The following is a 16,033-nucleotide window of genomic DNA, read 5'->3' as shown; positions in this document are numbered from 1 at the left end:
CTCAGGCCTCGCGCTGTGCCGACGTGCGCTGGAAGTCCGCCAGCACGGCGAACAGCGTCAGTACGATCGCCAACGTCCCGAGGTACGGCACCGCCGGGACGTCGATGCCGAGGAACAGCCCGAGCGCCGTCCGGAGCTCGAAGCCGAAGACGAGCAGGAACGCCCAGGCGACCAGCAGGCCGCCACGGGTCTGGACGATGGGCTCTCCGTCGCTCATCGTCCCACCCCCAGCAGCTCGCGGACCGCATCGAGCCCGACCCCCGGGTCGAACGCCCCCAGCACCGACACCGGATAGGCGTCGCCACCGGTGCCGAACAGGCCGCCGTTCTGGACGATGGCACCGAGCGGGAGCACGTACGCGAGCACGACGAGCAACAGCGCGATGCCCGCCCAGAGCTTCATGTTGTCCAGCACGCGCGGGCTGTCCTCCGGGCCCGAGAGCGGCTCGGGGAGCGTCTGGCCCATGCCCTCGACCTTCGGGTTCCCCAGCGAGAGCGTCAGGTTGCCGAGGAACAGCAGCGTCGAGACGAACAGCAGCGTGCCGCCGACGGCGAGCTGGATGTTCAGCTCCGCCATGCTCCCGAACGCGGGCTGGAAGTCGAAGCCGGCGTACTCCGGCTCCGCGGTCCGGCGCGGCACGCCGTACAGCCCGGCGACGTGCATCGAGTTCGACATCAGCGCCATGCCCCCGAACCACGTGACGACCTGGAACAGGCCGATGGGCCGGGAGTAGAGCCGCCGGTTCGTGAGCTGGGGCCACAGCCAGTACGTCCCCGCCATCATCGTCAGCGCGACGGCCGTGCCGACGGTGAGGTGGAAGTGACCGGGCACCCAGATGGTGTTGTGGACGAGGTAGTTGATGTTCATCCCGGCGTTGATCATGCCGGAGAAGCCACCGGCGGCGAACATCAGGCCGGCGAGCGCCATCCCGGTGAACGCGGGGTCACGCCACGGGAGCGCGGTCAGCCAGCGGAACAGCCCCTCGCCGCCGCGCTGCCGTGCACCGTGTTCCATGCTGGCGACGACGGTGAACGCGGTCAGCAGGCTCGGCAGCAGCAGGAACATCGTGTTCGTCATCGCGATGAACTTGAACCCCTCCGCGATGCCGGGGTCGACGTACTGGTGGTGGATGCCGACCGGGGTCGACAGCAGCACGAACAGCACGAAGACGACCCGGGCGAGGGGGTCGCTGAACAGCCGCCCGCCGGCGAGCTTCGGCAGCACCGTGTACCAGAGCATGTACGCCGGCAGCAGCCAGAAGTAGACGACCGGGTGGCCGAAGAACCAGAACAGCGTCCGGGTCAGCAGCGGGTTCACCGTGTCGATGAGCCCGAGCGACCACGGCAGCAGGAAGAACAGCACCGCGATGGCGACGCCGATGGTGGCGACGTACCACATGATCATCGTCGTCAGCACCATGAACGTCTGCAGCGGGATGCGCTCGTCGGGGTTGTCCTGCTTCCAGTGCAGCCAGGTGCGGAACCAGTCCACGCCGGCGAGCCACGTCCCGATGATGAACACGACCAGACCCGTGTAGAACAGCGGGTGGGCCTGCAACGGCGCGTAGAACGTGAAGAGGACGTCGGCGCTGATGCCGATCTGGTCGACGAAGCCGAGCAGGATGGTGATGCCCGTGATGGCCGAGCCGATGGTCATCAGCGTGAGCCACGCCCTGGTGAAGTTGATGTTCGTCGGCGACCGGTCCAGACTGCGGGTGATGGCCCACTGGTACAGGCCGACGAGGTAGAAGATGGTGAACACGATCGCCAGCAGCACCCCGTGCGCGGTCAGCGCCGTGTAGTAGTCCGTCGACGGGATGATCCGCAGCACGTTCGTCCGGTGGAGCGCCTGGAAGATGCCGAACAGGGCACCGAGTCCGAGCGCGGTGAACGCGACCAGGAACGACCGCCGGACGAGCTCTGCCTCCTGTGGGTACCGGTCCGCGAAGGTCTCCTGTTCGACGCTCATTGCTCACCTCCGTCGCTGCTGTTGTACTCGCCCTCGGGCACCACCCGGAGGATACCCTCCATGGTGTGGTGGCCGGAGCCACAGTACTCGTGGCAGACGATGCCGTACTCGCCGGGCTCGTTCACCTCGACCGTGATCTCGGCGACCTCACCGGGGATGACCATCGTGTTGGCGTTGGTCCCCACGACGGCGAAGCCGTGGATGACGTCGGCGGAGGTCACGTAGAACGTCACCGTGCTGTTCGCGGGCACGACGATGGGGTCGGGCTGGAAGATGAACTGGCGGGCGACGACGTACACCTCGTACTCGTTCTCACCGACCTTCTCGACACCCGGGTCGCTGAACTCGGGGTGTTCGTCGAGGGCGTTCGGGTCGACGGTACCGCCGCTGTCGTCGACCATCGTCACGCCGACGCCGACCGCACCGTACGTGATGGTCGCGATGAAGGCCACGATGAGTACCAGCGACATCCCGAGCCAGAGCTTCTCGTACTGGTGGATGTGCATCCGTGGTCACCCCACCACGACGAGATCGTTGCCCAGGAACTCGACGAAGTACATGAACACCCACATGATGACCAGTATGGTGAAGTACATCAGTATCAGCGCGAGTGTTCCCTTCGGGTCGAACTCCTCGTGAGAGAGCTCCCGCTCCGGTTCCTCCTGATTCACGGGGGCCGAGACACTCTGTTCCGGCACATCCGCTTCGCCGTCCTCCTCGTCGACTGCTGGTACGCCCCTGCTCATGCGAACGTGTTCCAACGCCCCACGACTTAACTCTCAGGTCGTCTACCACCAGCCGGGAATCGGACGAGATTTTATACCCGTGGGCGGGCACACCCCATAGCATGGACATCACACCGCGTGTGGTCGGACTCATCTCCCTGGCCGCGCTGGCCCCGGCGGTGGCCTTCATCGCGCTGAAGGGCGAGACCATCGCAGCCATCACGCTCGTCAACGTGCTCATCATCACCGGCTGTCTGCTGCTGGCGCTCTCGCCCCACGAGGAGGGCAACGGACACCACGATGACGCGAGCGCGAACGGGGTGTGATAGGTGAGCGGGTGGGTCGAGCCCGTCGCGCAAGCCGTGCACACCGGCACCGTCGGCGCGAACGCGGACCTGCTCCTGTTTCTCGTCATCGGCGTCCTCGGCGGCGCACACTGCCTCGGGATGTGCGGCCCGCTGGTGTCGACGTACGCCGACCGCATCACGGCGAACCGCGACGACCGGCGGGGCGACCAGCTCACGACGGTCGACGTGCGCCAGCACGGTCTGTTCAACCTCGGCCGCACCGCAGGCTACGCCGTCGTCGGCGCGGTGCTCGGCCTCGCCGGGAGTCTCGTCGTCGGGAGCGTGAGCGCGGTCACCTCGCTCTCGACGGTCGTCCGCGGCAGCGTCGGCATCCTCGTCGGGCTGTTCATCCTGGCCGCGGGCGTCGGCTACCTGTTCCGTGGGACCGCCGGCGGCGCGGCCGTCGGGAACGCCATCCCGGGGCTCTCGGGTGTGTCTCGACGGATCAGCGGCGTGCTGACCGGCCACCTCGACCGCGCCACGAACTCGACCGGCATCGTCGGGCTCGGCGCGGTCCACGCCGCGTTGCCCTGTCCCATCACCTACCCGGCGTACCTGTACGCGTTCGTCATCGGCGACCCGGTCCGCGGGGCAGTCGCGCTGTCGCTGCTCGGCATCGGGACCATCCCGACGCTGTTCGCGTATGGACTCGCCATCGGCTCGCTGTCGGTCCGCAACCGGACGCTGCTGCACCGGGTGATGGGCGTGGCGTTCCTCGGGCTGGGCTACCTGCCGTTCGCCCACGGGCTGATGCTGTTCGGCATCCACCTGCCGCACCCACCCGTCCCGTACTACCAGCCGCTGTGAGCGACCGACACTCCGACACCACCGACCCATGACAGGCTGCACGCTCTGTGACCTGGACCTGCCCGCCGACCCGGTCACCGATCCGGACGTCGACGGGGAGTTCTGCTGTCGGGGCTGTCTCGCCGTCGCCCGTTCGCTCGACGACGTCGAGGAGCTGGACGCAGCCTCGCCAGAGGAGCTGCTCGACGGCGGCGACGAGGACGCCGACGGTGAGGTCTGCTACCTGTCGGTCGACGGCATGCACTGTGCGACCTGCGAGCTGTTCCTGGAGTCGACCGCGACGGACCACCCCGGCGTCGAGGGCGCGTCCGCGAGCTACGCGACGGACACGATGAAGCTCGTCTACGACCCGGCACGCGTCGACGCCGGCGACCTGCCCGACGTGGTCTCGACGACGGGCTACGAGGCGCGCGAGCGGGTCGCGGACGACGACCACGAGCCCGACTCCCCGACGGCGACGTTCCTCGTCGGCGGCGGCTTCTTCGGGATGATGACCATGCTGTGGTACGTACTGTTCATCTACCCGCAGCACTTCGGCTTCGACCCCGTCGTCGAGTTCGGCTCGTTCGGCCGACTCTACCTGCTCGCACAGATCTGGCTGTTCACCAGCGTCGTGCTGTTCTACAGTGGGTTCACACTCCTGCGCGGTGCGTACGTGAGCCTCCGGGCGGGCCAGCCGAACATGGACCTGCTCGTCTCACTCGCGGCGACGAGCGCGTACGTCTACAGCACCGCCGTGATGCTCACCGGCGGCATCGACGTCTACTTCGACGTGACCGTCGCCATCGTGCTCGTCGTCAGCGCGGGCAACTACTACGAGGACCGCGTGAAGCGCTCGGCCGTCTCGCTGCTGTCGGACCTGACCGCCGCGTCGGTCGAGACGGCACGGCGCCGCGACGGCAGCACGCTCCCGGTCGAGGACGTCGCACCGGGGACCGAGCTGCTCGTCCGGCCGGGCGAGCGCGTCCCGCTCGACGGCACCGTCGTCGAGGGCGTCGCCGCCGTCGACGAGTCGCTCGTGACCGGCGAGTCCCTGCCCGTGACCAAACGCGAGGGCGACGCGCTCGTCGGCGGCTCGGTCGTCACCGACGCCCCGCTCGTCGTCGCGGTGAACGAGGACGCGACGAGCACGCTCGACCGCATCGTCGGCCTGCTCTGGGAGGTCCAGAGCGCCCGGCCCGGCGTCCAGCGGCTCGCGGACCGGCTCGCGACGGTGTTCGTGCCCACGGTGACGGTCCTGGCGGTGCTGGTCGCCGCTGGCACGCTCGTCCTCGGTGGGAGCCCGACCGGGGCGCTGCTCGTCGGCCTGACCGTGCTCGTCGTCGCCTGCCCGTGTGCACTCGGGCTCGCAACGCCGCTGGCCGTCGCCGCCGGCATCCAGCGCGCCGCCGAATCGGGCGTCGTCGTCACCTCCGAGACGGTGTTCGAGGTGCTGCCCGACGTGGATATCGTCGCGCTCGACAAGACGGGGACGCTGACGAGCGGCGAGATGACGGTCACCGAGGTCGATTCGGACGACGACGATGGCCTCCTCGCCCGGGCCGCCGCGCTGGAGCGGTACTCGAACCACCCCGTCGCCGACGCCGTCGTCGCGTTCGCCGCCGGCGAGGGCGTGCGTCCCGGCCCCGAGACGCCGGCGGCCGACGGCGGCGAGCCGGCCGAGCCCACGGCTCAGCGCCGGGCCGCCGACGACTGGGACGACCCCGCCTCGGCCGTCGAGGTCCGACCCACCGGCGTCGTCGGGACCGTCGAGGGCGACCGGACCGTCGTCGGGACCCGCGAGCTGCTCGAGTCCGAGGGGCTCGTCGTCCCCGACCGCTTCGCGGCGCGCGCCGACACCATCGCCAGCGACGGCGGCGTTCCGGTCCTCGTCGGCTGGGACGGGCACTGCCGGGGTGTCCTCGCGGTCACCGACCGCCCGCGGGACGACTGGGACGCGACGGTCGACGCACTCGCCGCCGACGGCCGCTCCGTGGTCGTCCTGACCGGCGACGACGGCGCCGCCGCGGAGCGGTTCCGCGACCACCCGGCCGTCGACGAGGTGTTCGCCGGCGTCCCGCCGGACGGGAAGGTCGCCGCCGTCCAGCGACTCCGGGCCCGCGGCACCGTCGCGATGGTCGGCGACGGCGACAACGACGCCCCCGCGCTCGCCGCGGCCGACGTCGGCGTCGCCATCGCGGGCACCGGCGGGCTGGCCGCCGAGGCGGCCGACGCGGTGGTGACCGACGGCCGGCTCGACGCCGTCCCCGTGCTGTTCGACGTGGCCACCGCGACCCGGCGACGCGTCCGCGAGAACCTGACCTGGGCGTTCGGCTACAACGCGGTCGCCATCCCGCTGGCCGCCACCGGGCTCCTGAACCCCCTGTTCGCCGCGCTGGCGATGGGGGCAAGCAGCGCCCTCGTTGTGCTGAACTCCGCGCGGCCCCTCGTTCCCACGGAGTGAAAATCTGAGGACCGGGTTTATACGTGGACTGCGTATCTACTGGTATGACCCAGTACCCGAAGCAGACGACCGATGGACTCCCGACCGAAGAGCGCATCCTCTGGATCTCCGGCGCGCTCGGGCTCCTCGTGGCGTTCCTGCTGACGGCCGCGGTCGTGTTCGCGACCGTCGGTACCAGCACGCTCACGAGCGGCTACGTCCCGGTGGCGCTCGTGTTCACGTCCCTGCTCGTGCTCGTCGTGGCCGCGATGCGCCACTACGGCAACCTGCGCCCGCGCTGACGGACAGCTTCTCCTGCAGAACCGATAGGTACTCACACCGGACAGTTCTACGGACAGCCATGCACGTCAGGCCGGCGGAACCGGGCGACGCCGAGGCGGTCCTGGCGGTCCACGAGGCCGCCATCGCCGAGGGCGGCCCGCGAGCGTACGACGACGCCGTGGTCGAGGCCTGGCACGCCGGCCGGAGCGTCGACGACTACGAGTTCGACGGCGACGACACGTTCCTCGTCGCGGAGACGGACGAGGGGGCGGTCGTCGGGTTCGGCACCGCCCTCCCCGAGCACCGCGACCACCTCGCCGCCGACGTCGACGGCGAGGTGACCGCGCTCTACGTGGCTCCGGACCGGGCAGACGCGGGCGTCGGCACCCTGCTCCTCGATGCGCTCCACGAGTCCCTCCGTGAGCAGGGCGCGGCCACGGCCGCCTGCTGGGCGTCGGCCAACGCCGCTGGCTTCTACGAGCGCCGGGGCTACGAAGCCGTGACGACCCACCGGCACGCGTTCGCCGACGGCGTCGAGGGCGACGTGGTCGAGCTGCGGACCGGCCTCTGACCCCACCCCGAACCGCGGTCGGCCGACCGTCGCACCGCCCACGTGACACGGGTGTAACCTGCCGACACGGGTGTCCACACGCTATTTCTCCGCCCGACGCCTACCGGGACGCATGACCGATACGGACAGACTCCACGGCATCCACCACGTGACGGCGGTCGCGTCGGACCCCGCCGGGAACGTCGCGTTCTACACCGACGTGCTCGGCCTCCGGATGGTCAAGCGGACCGTCAACTTCGACGACGTGACCACGTACCACCTCTACTACGGCGACACGACGGGGACACCGGGAACGGCGATGACGTTCTTCCCCTTCGGCGAGACGCGGCAGGGCCGCGTCGGGAAGGGGATGGCGAGCGCGACGGCGTTCCGTGCGCCCGAGGGGTCGCTGGCCTACTGGCAGGAACGCCTTCAGGAGAGCGACGCCGACGTGACCGAACCGGTCGAGCGCTTCGGCGAGACCGTGCTGCCGTTCCGCGACCCGGACGGCCAGCCGCTCGAGCTCGTCTTCGGCGACGATCCCCACGACGACGGCGCGGTCGAGGCGTGGGGCGACGGCCCTGTCCCGGCCGAGCACGCGCTGCGCGGCTTCGCCGGCGTGACGCTGCTGCCGACCGACCCCGACGCGACCGCCGACGTGCTGGCGACGATGGGCTACGAGGCCACCGACACAGTCGGCGACCGCACCCGCTACGAGGTGCCCGACCGCGCCGGCGTCGTCGACGTCCTCGACCGCCCCGACGCGCCCGCCGCCCGCCCCGGTGCCGGCACGGTCCACCACGTCGCCTTCCGCACGCCCGACTCCGAGAGCGAGCTCGCGTGGCGTGAGGCGCTCCTCGACGCCGGCCAGCGCGTCACCGAGCAGAAGGACCGGCAGTACTTCCAGTCCATCTACTTCCGCGAGCCCGGCGGCATCCTGTTCGAGATCGCGACCGAGGGCCCCGGGTTCACTGCAGACGAATCCGTCGCGGAGCTGGGCAGCGAGCTCAAGCTCCCGCCGTGGCTCGAGGACGACCGCGAGCGCATCGAGGCCGGCCTCCAGCCGCTGGACCACGACTCCACGGAGCCGGTGACCGACGGCGGCGTCGCCGGCGATGGCAGCGGGGACACCGACGCGGACGACGGCCAGCCGGGTGGGCGGTGACGATGGCCGACGGCCCACATGCCGACGCGCAGGTGCTGACGACCGGTGCGCCGCTCGCGGAGGCCCGCGCTGCCGTCGTGGCGCTCCACGGCCGCGGCGCGATGGCCCGGAGCGTCCTCGCCCTCGCGAACGAACTCGACGTGCCCGACGTGGCCTGGCTCGGCCCGCAGGCCACCGGCAACACCTGGTACCCCTACTCGTTCATGGCCGACATGGCGAACAACGAGCCGCACCTCTCGTCGGCGCTCGCACTCGTCGACGAGACCGTCGACCGCGCCGTCGACGCCGGCGTCCCGCGCGAGCGGGTCGTCCTGCTCGGCTTCTCGCAGGGCGCCTGCCTCGCCAGCGAGTACGTCGCCCGGAACGCGACCCGGTTCGGCGGCCTCGTCGCCTTCAGCGGCGGCCTCATCGGGCCCGAGGGCACCCCGCGTGACTACGACGGTGACCTCGACGGGACGCCGGTCTACCTCGGCTGCGACGCGAACGACCCGCACATCCCGAAGGAGCGCGTGCACGAGACACGGGACGTGCTCACCGCTCTCGGTGCCGACGTCACCGAGCAGATCTTCGAGGGGATGGGTCACACCATCGTCCCCGAGGAGGTCGAGGGGGCACGGTCGGTGCTCGCGAGCGCCGCTGGCGACGACGGCGAGTAGCCGACAGGGACCCACTACAGCGCCCAAATCCTCTTTGTGCAGGTCCGTGAACTTCCGGCTATGTCCGACTCCGACATCGTCGTCGAGCGCCTCCCGCCGGACGAGGCGTTCGGCCTGGTGGCCCACGAGACCCGCGTCCGCGTGCTCGAAGCGCTGCTCGACGCCGGCGAGCCGCTGTCGTTCAGCGAGCTCAACGACCGCGTCGGGATGCGCGACACCGGGCAGTTCAACTACCACCTCGGGAAGCTCACCGACCGCTTCGTCGAACAGGACGACGACGACCGCTACGCGCTCACACTCGAGGGCGCCCGCGTCGGCGGCGCCATCCTCTCCGGCGGCTACACGAAGGGCATCGACGCCGACCCCGTCCAGATGGACGCTCCCTGCCTCGGCTGCGGCTCGGCGATGGAGGCGACGTTCGAGGGGACACAAATCCTCATCACCTGCCCCGACTGTGGCGAGGACTTCGCGACCGCCCAGGTGCCCCCGGGCGCCCTCTACGACTGCACGCCGGCGGAGGCCGTCGACGTCGCCCACCGCTGGGCCATGCAGATGCACCAGACCGCAGAGTTCGGCTTCTGCACGCGCTGCAACGGGCGGATGGACCGCTTGGTCATCGACGCCGCGGCCGACGGCGCCCCGGACTGGCTCGCCGACGGCCGTTTCGAGGCGTTCGTCCACTACGAGTGCGAGCGCTGCGGCTCCAGCTGGTTCACCGACGTCGGGCTCGCGCTGATGTCGCATCCGGCGGTCATCTCCTTCCACTACGACCACGGCATCGACACCCGAGAGACACGGCTCTGGGAGCTCGACTGGGTGAGTGCCGAGGCCTCGACCGTCGCCGACCGGAACCCGCTCCGCGTCGCCATCTCGGTCACGCTGGACGGCGAGACCCTGGAGCTCACGGTCGACGACGAACTGACCGTCCTCGACGAGGCACGGACGTCCGCCTGAACCAGCCCGACGCCCGCGTCGCCCTCACTGCACCGCCAGCCCGCGGACCGGCCCCGTCTCGTCCCACGCGACCGCCTTGCTCCACGAGCGACCACCGTCCGTACTCCGGTAGAGCCCGTCGTCGGCGGCCGCGAGGAACGTTCCGGGACCCTCGGGTGCAAGAACGGGTCGCCTGAACCCCTCCGGCTCCGGAAGCCCCGCCATCGCCACCTCCCAGGGGTCGTCGCCGTGCTTCCGGTAGACGTAGCTCTCGGCGGTCCCCGCTCGGTGGGCCCGGGACGCGCCGCTCGCCGCGGAGACCAGCCGCAGGTCGCGGTCCGCCCGGTCGACAGCGACGCTCCAGCAGTAGCGGTGGTCGAGCCCGGACTGCGGCTGGCCCCACGTCCGGCCGTGGTCGGTGCTCTCGGCGTAGCCGTCGCCGGCCGCGCTGTACACCCGGCCGACCGCGTCGGGATGCGTCGCGAGCTGGTGGTTGTCGCGACGGCTCCCGTCGGGCCGTTCGATCCACGTCTCGCCGCCGTCGTCGGTGACGACGAGCGCGCCCGCCTCAATGCCGACGTAGAGGCGGCCCTCGCGGTGCGGGTCGGGCTCCAGCCAGCGGACGTGATGGGTGTCCGGCCGGGGCGGGAAGTACCACTCGTCGGCGGAGGGGAGCTCGGTGAGTCCGGGGCGCTCGGTCCAGGAGTCGCCGCCGTCGCCGGAGTGGAACACGCGACTCGGTTCGGTGCCGGCCCAGACACCGTCGGAGTCGTGGGGATCGAGCGCGACCGCAGTCACGGAATCGGGGAGCGACTCGCCGACGCGGTGCCAGTCGCCGTCGCCGCGACCGCCGTCCTCTCGGCGGTACAGCCCGGCGTCGAACGTCCCGGCGAAGACGCGGTCCCGGCCGGCGGCCACGCACTCGAACTCGTGGCCGGCGTACCGCTCGGTCACCGTGTCGTCGTCGACGGTCAGGAGCGCGTCGTCCAGTGCGACGAACTGCATAGCTCCGGATACGCGCTCGCGGACAAAAACCTCGGGTGCCGGTGGCCGGTCGTGGGACTAGCGGTAACCCAGCGCGCTCAGACGGTCCTCCAGCTCCTCGGGGACCGACTCCTCCTCGTCGGGGGCGCGTCCTGCCTGGACGGTCTCCAGCGCCTCGAGCCGCTGCTCGGCGGCCCGGCAGAGCGCGTCGACACCATCCTCGTCGGCGGCCTCGGGCCATCGGTTCTCCTGCTCCTCAGGGTCGACGCTCCGGTCGTACAGCTCGCGCTCGTCGGCCGCCGGGCACTCGATGTACGTCCAGCGCTCGTCGCGGACGCTGACGACGGTGTCGCCGTCGCCGAGGTTCCGCGGGATGGGCTGCTGGGTGACCGAGTCGCCGCGGACCGTCACGGAGACGATGGGAGCCGCGTCGGGGTCCGCACCCTCGCGGAGCGTCGGCACGAGGCTGTCGGCGGTGAACCCCTCGGGACGCCGGACGTCGTGGAGCTCACACAGCGTCGGCGGGATAGCGTCGAGCGCGACCGGCGCGTCGACCCGCCGCGCCGGTGTGTCGGGCGCGTCGACGATGAACGGCACGTGCGTCAGCTCCCGGTAGAGCTTCGGGTAGTGCGAGAGGTGGCCGTGCTCCATGAACTCCTCGCCGTGGTCGCCCGCGACGACGACGGTCGTCTGGTCGCGGATTCCCTCGCGTTCGAGCGCGTCGAGCACCCGCCCGATGCTCTGGTCGACCTGATGGCTGGCCGCACGGTAGAGCGTCCGCAGGTCGGCGAGGGTCTCCGGGCCGACCTCCCGGCCGAGCCCGGTCCGCAGGTGCGGGCTGAGCATCCGGAGGGTGCCGTAGTCCTCGTCGGTGACCGCCCGGACGTTCACCGGCGCGGGGACGTACGGCGTGTGGGTGTCCATGTAGTGGATCCAGCAGAAGAACTCGCCCTCGGCGTCCTCGATGAACGAGATGGCGGCGTTCTCCACGTCGCGCATCCGGGAGGTGTTCTCCGCCGGATAGCTCTCCTGCCCTCGCAGGCGACGGACGGCGGCCCGGAACGGCTGGGTGGCGAACTGCGCCCACGCCTGCCAGGTCGGGTGCGCGGAGAGGAACTTGCTCACCGGGTTCGACCCCTCTGAGTGGTACGTCTCGAACGCCTGGAACCCTCGGTCGTAGCCCCAGTACGCGGTCAGGAACCCGTTCGAGGCGTTGAACCCGCCCGTGGCGATGTCGGACCGGCCGAGGGTCTCGGCGAGCGTCGGCCCGTTCCCGACGCCGATACGTGGCCCGTCAGCGAACACCGGTGCGCCCCCGAGGATGCTCGGGAAGGAGAAGGGCGTCCAGTTCCCCTGCGCGAAGGCGTTCTCGAACACGGTCGACCGACCGGCGAGGTCCCGAAGCGCCGGCGTGTGCGACGAGTCGGATGTCAGGTCGAGTGCGTCCGCTCGCAGCGAATCGACGGTTATCAGAACGGTGGCTCGTGCGTCCTCACTCATACGTGTCTGTCCGGGATACACCCCGGCTTCTCGCCTACTCCTAGCGCTGGTGCTGCAAAATAGCTATCGGGGGGAATATATATAGTGCTCCGGAGGTGGGATGGCGAACAGGCGACACGCGGCGGTTCCGTCGGCGACGTGTCGCACACCCGCTCTCCGCCGGCGGACGACGGTCAGGTCACGGCGGCTCTGGCCCCGGCTTCGTGTATAAACCATCGCCCAGAGACGGGCCGCCGATCCAGTTCAGAGCTCCCGCTCGACGACGTAGCCCCACCGCTCGTAGTCGAGTTCCTCGTAGAATCGATGGATGGAGGTCTTCTCCCGGGGCGAGGCGAGCGCGACCCGCTCGCAGTCCCGTTCGCGAGCCCACGCTTCGACGAAGCGGACGAGTTCGGTACCGTAGCCCTCGCCGCGATGGGCCTCGTCCACGACGAGGTCGTAGAGCCACGCGTGGCGGACGTGGTGGAGGACGCTCGTGAGGACGACGCCTGCGACTGCGACGAGCTCGCCGTCGACGTGGCCGCCGAACAGGTGGTACTCATCGTCGCCGGTCCACGCGAACACGTCGTCGGGGTCGCGGTCGGTCCACAGCTGGCGGAGGAGCGGGACGGCGGCGCGGCGTTCGGCGTCGCTCGTCAGCTCGCGTATCTCCATGGTCGGACTCCAGCAGCCGGGGAGAAAAACGCTGGGTCGCCCTCAGTCGTCGTCGGTCGGCGTCGCCATCTCGCGGGTGACTGGTTCGACGCGCTGGCCGCGCGGGCCCTCGACGTCCACGTCGGGGAGCAGGTCGCGCAGGTAGCGGCCGGTGTGCGAGGCCTCGACCTGCGCGACCTCCTCCGGGGTGCCGGTGGCGACGACCTCGCCGCCGTGTTCGCCGCCCTCGGGCCCGAGGTCGAGGACGTGGTCGGCGTTCTTCACGAGGTCGAGCTCGTGCTCGATGACGACGACGGTGTTGTCGTTGTCGACGAGGCGGTGCAGCACGTCGATGAGCTTCTTCTCGTCGGCCGAGTGCAGCCCCGTCGTCGGCTCGTCGAGCAGGTAGAGCGTGTTGCCGGTGTCGCGCTTGCCGAGCTCCTCAGCGAGCTTGATGCGCTGGGCCTCGCCGCCGGAGAGCGTGGTCGACGGCTGACCGAGGGTCATGTAGTCGAGGCCGACGTCCTTCAGGAGCTTCAGCCGGCGGCGCAGGCGCGAGGACGCCTCGAAGAACTCGTACGCCTCCTCGACGCTCATGTCGAGCACGTCCGCGATGGTCTTGCCCTTGTAGGTGACGTCGAGCGTGGCGTCGTTGTAGCGCGCGCCCTCGCACTCCTCGCAGGGGACGTAGACGTCCGAGAGGAAGTTCATCTCGATCTTCACGGTGCCCTGTCCGCCACACTCCTCGCAGCGGCCGCCCTTGACGTTGAACGAGAAGCGGCCCTTCTCGTAGCCGCGCTGCTTCGACAGTTTGGTCTCGGCGAACAGCTCGCGGACGTAGTCGAAGATGCCGGTGTAGGTCGCGGGGTTCGAGCGCGGCGTCCGTCCGATTGGGCTCTGGTCGATGAGCCGCACCGTCTCGATGCCCTCGATGCCCTCGATGTCGTCGTGCTCGCCGGGGTTGACGGAGGTGTTGTCGTTCATCCGGCGGGCGAGACCCTTGTACAGCACGTCGTGCATCAGCGTGGACTTCCCGGAGCCGGAGACCCCGGTGATGGCGGTGAAACAGCCCAGCGGGAGGTCGACGTCGACGTCCGTGAGGTTGTGCTGGCGCGCGCCGAGCACCGTCAGGTGGTCCTCCGCGGTGCGGCGCGTGTCCGGCACCGGAATCTGCCTGCGCCCGGCGAGGAAGTCGCCGGTGACGCTGTCCTCGCTGGCGACGATCTCGTCGAAGTCACCCTGCACGACGACCTCGCCGCCGCGCTTGCCGGGGCCAGGCCCCATGTCGATGACGTTGTCGGCGCGGCGCATCGTCTCCTCGTCGTGTTCGACGACAATGAGGGTGTTCCCGAGGTCGCGCAGGCCCTCCAGCGTGTCGAGCAGTTTGTCGTTGTCGCGCTGGTGCAGGCCGATGGACGGCTCGTCGAGGACGTACAGCACGCCGACCAGCCCGGAGCCGACCTGCGTCGCGAGCCTGATCCGCTGGGACTCGCCGCCGGAGAGCGTGGAGGCCTCGCGGTCGAGCGTGAGGTACTCCAGGCCGACCTCGGTCATGAAGCCGAGCCGGGCGCGGATCTCCTTCAGTATCTCCTCGGCGATGGTCGTCTGGCGCTCGTCGAGCTTCGCCTCCATCCCCTCGAAGTGCGCCAGCGCGTCGCCGATGCTCATGCCGTTGACCTCGCTGATGGCGGTACCGGCGACGTAGACGGAGCGCGAGGCGGGCTTCAGACGCGTGCCGTCACACGCCGGGCACTCGGTGACGGACATGTAGTCCTCGATGTGGTCGCGGGTGCCCTGCGAGTCCGTCTCGACGTAGCGGCGTTCGAGGTTCGGGATGATGCCCTCGAAGCGCTTCTCCTTGCGCCGGATGCCGTTCTTCGTCTGTCGCTTGAACACGACCTCGTCGTCGGTGCCGTAGAGGAACTGGCGCTGGATATCCTCGTCTATCTCCTCGAACGGCGTGTCGAGGCTCACGTCGAAGTGCGCGGCGACGGCGTCGAGGCGCGTCTGGTAGTACGACCGGTTGTAGCTCCAGGGCTCGAAGACGTGCTTCAGGGGCTTCGACTCGTCGACGACGACCCGGCGCTCGCTGACCTCCTTCGTCTCGCCGATGCCCTCGCACTCCGGGCAGGCGCCGTGGGGCGAGTTGAACGAGAACGAGCGCGTCTCGATCTCGGTGAAGTCGATGCCGCAGTGCGTGCAGGCGAGCTCCTCGGAGAACTCCAGCACGAGGCGGTCGGCGCCGGCGTGGTCGCCGTCCTCGTCGCCCGCGACGTCCGCGAGGTCGCCCGTCGAGCGGGCCTCGCTGCCGCCGATGTCGGGGTCCTCGGGCGGGTCGGGGAGGATCAGCTTCATGACGCCGTCCGCCTCCTCGAGTGCGGTCTCGACGGAGTCGGTGATGCGTGGGCGGGCGTCCGACGAGAGCTTCACGCGGTCGACGACCACGTCGATGGTGTGGTCGTAGTTCTCGTCGAGCTCCGGCCGGTCGACGGTCAGGTCGTACTCCTCGCCGTCGACCTCGACCCGGGCGTAGCCCTCGCTCACGAGCTCGTCGAAGCGGTCCTCGAACGCGCCCTTCTGGTCGCGGACGACCGGTGCGGCGATCTTCGCGCGGGTCCCCTCAGGGAGGTCGAGGATGCGAGAGACCATCGTGTCGGCGGACTGCTCGCCGACCTCGCGGCCGCACTCCGGGCAGTGCGGCGTGCCGACGCGGGCGTACAGCAGGCGGAGGTAGTCGTGCAGTTCCGTGACCGTGCCGACGGTCGACCGTGGGTTGTTCGCCGCGTTCTTCTGGTCGATGGAGATGGCGGGCGAGAGCCCCTCGACCGTCTCGACCTGCGGTTTGTCCATCTGCCCCAGGAAGTTCCGGGCGTACGCCGACAGCGACTCGATGTACCGTCGCTGGCCCTCGGCGTACACCGTCTCGAACGCGAGCGAGGACTTGCCCGACCCGGACAGCCCCGTCACCACGTTGAACTGCTCGCGTGGGATGCGAACGTCGAGGTCTTTCAGGTTGTGCTCCTCGGCACCCTTGACCTCGATGAAGTCCTTGCTCATCTGG

16 protein-coding genes are annotated in these 16,033 nt (G+C 70.0%); 8 read left to right on the top strand and 8 right to left on the bottom strand.

Features of this window, described 5'->3' with window-relative positions; all coding sequences use genetic code 11:
• Position 1: 1 nt before the first annotated feature.
• The 4 genes from ACSG06_RS12260 to ACSG06_RS12245 are packed head-to-tail and all read right to left on the bottom strand — an operon-like array spanning position 2 to position 2,714.
• Positions 2 to 217, bottom strand: a complete 216-nt coding sequence (locus tag ACSG06_RS12260; RefSeq protein WP_440990569.1) for a hypothetical protein — start codon at positions 215 to 217, stop codon at positions 2 to 4.
• Positions 214 to 1,968 (bottom strand): b(o/a)3-type cytochrome-c oxidase subunit 1, encoded by a 1,755-nt coding sequence (locus ACSG06_RS12255; protein ID WP_440990568.1) that lies wholly within the window; start codon positions 1,966 to 1,968, stop codon positions 214 to 216. The genes ACSG06_RS12260 and ACSG06_RS12255 overlap by 4 nt, the downstream gene beginning before the upstream one ends.
• Positions 1,965 to 2,474, bottom strand: coding sequence for a cytochrome c oxidase subunit II (locus ACSG06_RS12250; RefSeq protein WP_440990567.1), 510 nt, complete (start codon positions 2,472 to 2,474; stop codon positions 1,965 to 1,967). The genes ACSG06_RS12255 and ACSG06_RS12250 overlap by 4 nt, the downstream gene beginning before the upstream one ends.
• Positions 2,475 to 2,480: 6 nt before the next feature.
• Complete coding sequence (locus tag ACSG06_RS12245; RefSeq protein WP_440990566.1) at positions 2,481 to 2,714, bottom strand: hypothetical protein; 234 nt, start codon at positions 2,712 to 2,714, stop codon at positions 2,481 to 2,483.
• A 101-nt stretch (positions 2,715 to 2,815) separates the two neighbouring features.
• On the opposite strand from ACSG06_RS12245, the gene ACSG06_RS12240 reads away from it, so the two are divergent.
• The 8 genes from ACSG06_RS12240 (at position 2,816) to ACSG06_RS12205 (ending at position 9,876) form a co-directional block, all read left to right on the top strand.
• A complete protein-coding gene (locus tag ACSG06_RS12240) occupies positions 2,816 to 3,019 on the top strand; it encodes a DUF8131 family protein (RefSeq protein WP_440990565.1) in 204 nt (67 codons plus the stop codon).
• 3 nt (positions 3,020 to 3,022) lie between these two features.
• Entirely contained in the window at positions 3,023 to 3,847 is an 825-nt protein-coding gene (locus tag ACSG06_RS12235; protein WP_440990564.1) for a sulfite exporter TauE/SafE family protein, read from the top strand.
• 28 nt (positions 3,848 to 3,875) lie between these two features.
• Complete coding sequence (locus ACSG06_RS12230; RefSeq protein WP_440990563.1) at positions 3,876 to 6,290, top strand: heavy metal translocating P-type ATPase; 2,415 nt, start codon at positions 3,876 to 3,878, stop codon at positions 6,288 to 6,290.
• 44 nt (positions 6,291 to 6,334) lie between these two features.
• Complete coding sequence (locus tag ACSG06_RS12225; protein ID WP_440990562.1) at positions 6,335 to 6,571, top strand: hypothetical protein; 237 nt, start codon at positions 6,335 to 6,337, stop codon at positions 6,569 to 6,571.
• 59 nt (positions 6,572 to 6,630) lie between these two features.
• Entirely contained in the window at positions 6,631 to 7,122 is a 492-nt protein-coding gene (locus tag ACSG06_RS12220) for a GNAT family N-acetyltransferase (RefSeq protein WP_440990561.1), read from the top strand.
• Positions 7,123 to 7,234: 112 nt separating this feature from the next.
• On the top strand, positions 7,235 to 8,266 hold the full coding sequence (locus ACSG06_RS12215) for a ring-cleaving dioxygenase (RefSeq protein ID WP_440990560.1): 1,032 nt from the start codon (positions 7,235 to 7,237) through the stop codon (positions 8,264 to 8,266).
• Between the two features lie 2 nt (positions 8,267 to 8,268).
• Entirely contained in the window at positions 8,269 to 8,922 is a 654-nt protein-coding gene (locus ACSG06_RS12210; protein WP_440990559.1) for an alpha/beta hydrolase, read from the top strand.
• A gap of 60 nt (positions 8,923 to 8,982) precedes the next feature.
• Positions 8,983 to 9,876: a winged helix-turn-helix domain-containing protein gene (locus ACSG06_RS12205; RefSeq protein ID WP_440990558.1), complete on the top strand. Its 894-nt coding sequence runs from the start codon at positions 8,983 to 8,985 to the stop codon at positions 9,874 to 9,876.
• A gap of 24 nt (positions 9,877 to 9,900) precedes the next feature.
• Here ACSG06_RS12205 and ACSG06_RS12200 read toward each other — a convergent pair whose 3' ends face one another.
• The 4 genes from ACSG06_RS12200 to uvrA form a co-directional block, all read right to left on the bottom strand.
• Complete coding sequence (locus ACSG06_RS12200) at positions 9,901 to 10,860, bottom strand: WD40/YVTN/BNR-like repeat-containing protein (RefSeq protein ID WP_440990557.1); 960 nt, start codon at positions 10,858 to 10,860, stop codon at positions 9,901 to 9,903.
• 57 nt (positions 10,861 to 10,917) lie between these two features.
• Positions 10,918 to 12,339, bottom strand: coding sequence for a sulfatase (locus ACSG06_RS12195; RefSeq protein WP_440990556.1), 1,422 nt, complete (start codon positions 12,337 to 12,339; stop codon positions 10,918 to 10,920).
• Positions 12,340 to 12,582: 243 nt separating this feature from the next.
• Entirely contained in the window at positions 12,583 to 12,993 is a 411-nt protein-coding gene (locus tag ACSG06_RS12190; protein ID WP_440990555.1) for a GNAT family N-acetyltransferase, read from the bottom strand.
• A gap of 42 nt (positions 12,994 to 13,035) precedes the next feature.
• Positions 13,036 to 16,029 carry an excinuclease ABC subunit UvrA gene (gene uvrA / locus ACSG06_RS12185; protein WP_440990554.1) on the bottom strand — a complete coding sequence of 998 codons (2,994 nt, stop codon included), beginning with the start codon at positions 16,027 to 16,029 and terminating at the stop codon, positions 13,036 to 13,038.
• Positions 16,030 to 16,033 lie beyond the last annotated feature (4 nt).

Source organism: Haloarchaeobius baliensis (genome assembly GCF_052060055.1).
Lineage (GTDB): Archaea > Halobacteriota > Halobacteria > Halobacteriales > Natrialbaceae > Haloarchaeobius > Haloarchaeobius baliensis.
Note: the sequence above shows the minus strand (reverse complement) of the source record. Positions and strands in the feature narration are given on the sequence as shown.